This window comes from Mesorhizobium sp. M7A.F.Ca.CA.001.08.2.1, assembly GCF_003998455.1.
GTDB classification, from domain to species: domain Bacteria; phylum Pseudomonadota; class Alphaproteobacteria; order Rhizobiales; family Rhizobiaceae; genus Mesorhizobium; species Mesorhizobium ciceri.
The window spans coordinates 1-1,466 of sequence record NZ_RZPW01001116.1; the positions used below are offsets into that span (position 1 = coordinate 1).

Here is a 1,466-nt window from a genome sequence, read left to right on the forward strand (position 1 = left end):
GCCCAGCAGGGCGCCTATCAGCTCAGCTATTTCGGCGCCGATATCTTCGTCGTCGACCTCGTCGGCGTGCTGATCCTGCGCGAACTCGGCGTGCTGATGACGGCGATCATGATCGCCGGCCGCTCCGGCAGCGCGATCACCGCCGAGATCGGCTCGATGAAGATGCGCGAGGAGGTCGACGCGCTGAAGGTCATCGGGCTCAACCCGATCGGCGTCCTGGTCTTTCCGCGGCTCGTGGCGCTGGTCATCGCCTTGCCGTGCCTGACCATCATCGCCAATTTCGCCGCACTCGGCGGCGGCATCCTGGCTGCCTGGCTCTATTCCGACATTCCACCCGCCGCCTTCATCGACCGGCTGCGTGTCGCCATCGATCTCAGCACCATCTTTGCGGGCCTGATCAAGGCGCCGTTCATGGCCATGATCATCGGCACGATTGCCTCGGTCGAAGGCATGAAGGTCGGCGGCAGCGCCGAATCGCTCGGCCAGCACGTCACCGCCTCTGTGGTGAAGTCGATCTTCGTCGTCATCATCCTCGACGGGCTTTTTGCCATGTTCTACGCAGCGATCGAGTTCTGAGATGAAGCTGCGAAACAGGAAAAGGGCGGGTGCATTGGCGGATGACGCGGGCGAGGGCGATATCGTGCTTTCCGCGCACGACATCAGCGTTTCCTTTGCCGACAAGCTTATCCTCGACAGACTGTCGCTCGACATAAGGCGCGGCGAAATCCTTGGATTTGTCGGCGCCTCGGGTGCTGGCAAATCCGTTCTGCTGCGCACCATTCTCGGCCTGACACGCAAGCAGTCGGGCACGATCAGGCTGTTCGGCGTCGATATCGAGAAGGCTGATGATGCCGAGCGTCTGCGCATCGACATGCGGCTTGGCGTGTTGTTCCAGCACGGCGCCCTGTTCTCGGCGCTGACGGTGCTGGAAAACGTCCAGGTGCCGATGCGCGAATATCTCGACCTGCCGCGAAAGCTGATGGACGAACTGGCGATGCTCAAGATCGAGCTGGTCGGGCTGCCGCCCGACGCGGCGCAAAAATTCCCATCCGAACTGTCCGGCGGCATGATCAAGCGCGCCGCACTGGCGCGGGCGCTGGCGCTCGATCCCGACATCGTCTTCCTCGACGAGCCGACATCGGGTCTCGATCCGATCAGCGCGGCGGAGTTCGACGAGCTGGTGGTCAAGCTGCGCGACACGATGGATCTGACCGTCTACATGGTGACGCATGACCTCGACACGCTGTTCACCGCTTGCGACCGGGTGGCCGTGCTCGGCAAGAAGAAAGTGCTGGTCGAAGGCACCATCGACGACATGCTGAAGAGCGAGGAACCGTGGGTAAAATCCTATTTCCGCGGAAAACGCGCCCGGCAACTTGATCTTGCGGCGCGCGCATAGCCATAAGTGGGACAATGGAAACCAGAGCCAACTACGTCATTGTCGGCATCTTCACGCTGGCCGCGAT

At 61.9% G+C, this 1,466-nt stretch carries 2 protein-coding genes; both read left to right on the plus strand.

The window, feature by feature from the left end:
- Positions 1 to 576: ABC transporter permease (locus EN914_RS35330; protein WP_164779164.1), on the plus strand; the 576-nt coding region annotated here is incomplete at its 5' end.
- A 1-nt stretch (position 577) separates the two neighbouring features.
- Positions 578 to 1,399: an ABC transporter ATP-binding protein gene (locus tag EN914_RS35335; RefSeq protein WP_024503546.1), complete on the plus strand. Its 822-nt coding sequence runs from the start codon at positions 578 to 580 to the stop codon at positions 1,397 to 1,399.
- Positions 1,400 to 1,466 lie beyond the last annotated feature (67 nt).

Bases quoted from the DNA above. Each gene is read 5' to 3' on its own strand.
- EN914_RS35335 (WP_024503546.1), top strand. From the start codon at position 578: ATGAAGCTGCGAAACAGGAAAAGGGCGGGTGCATTGGCGGATGACGCG.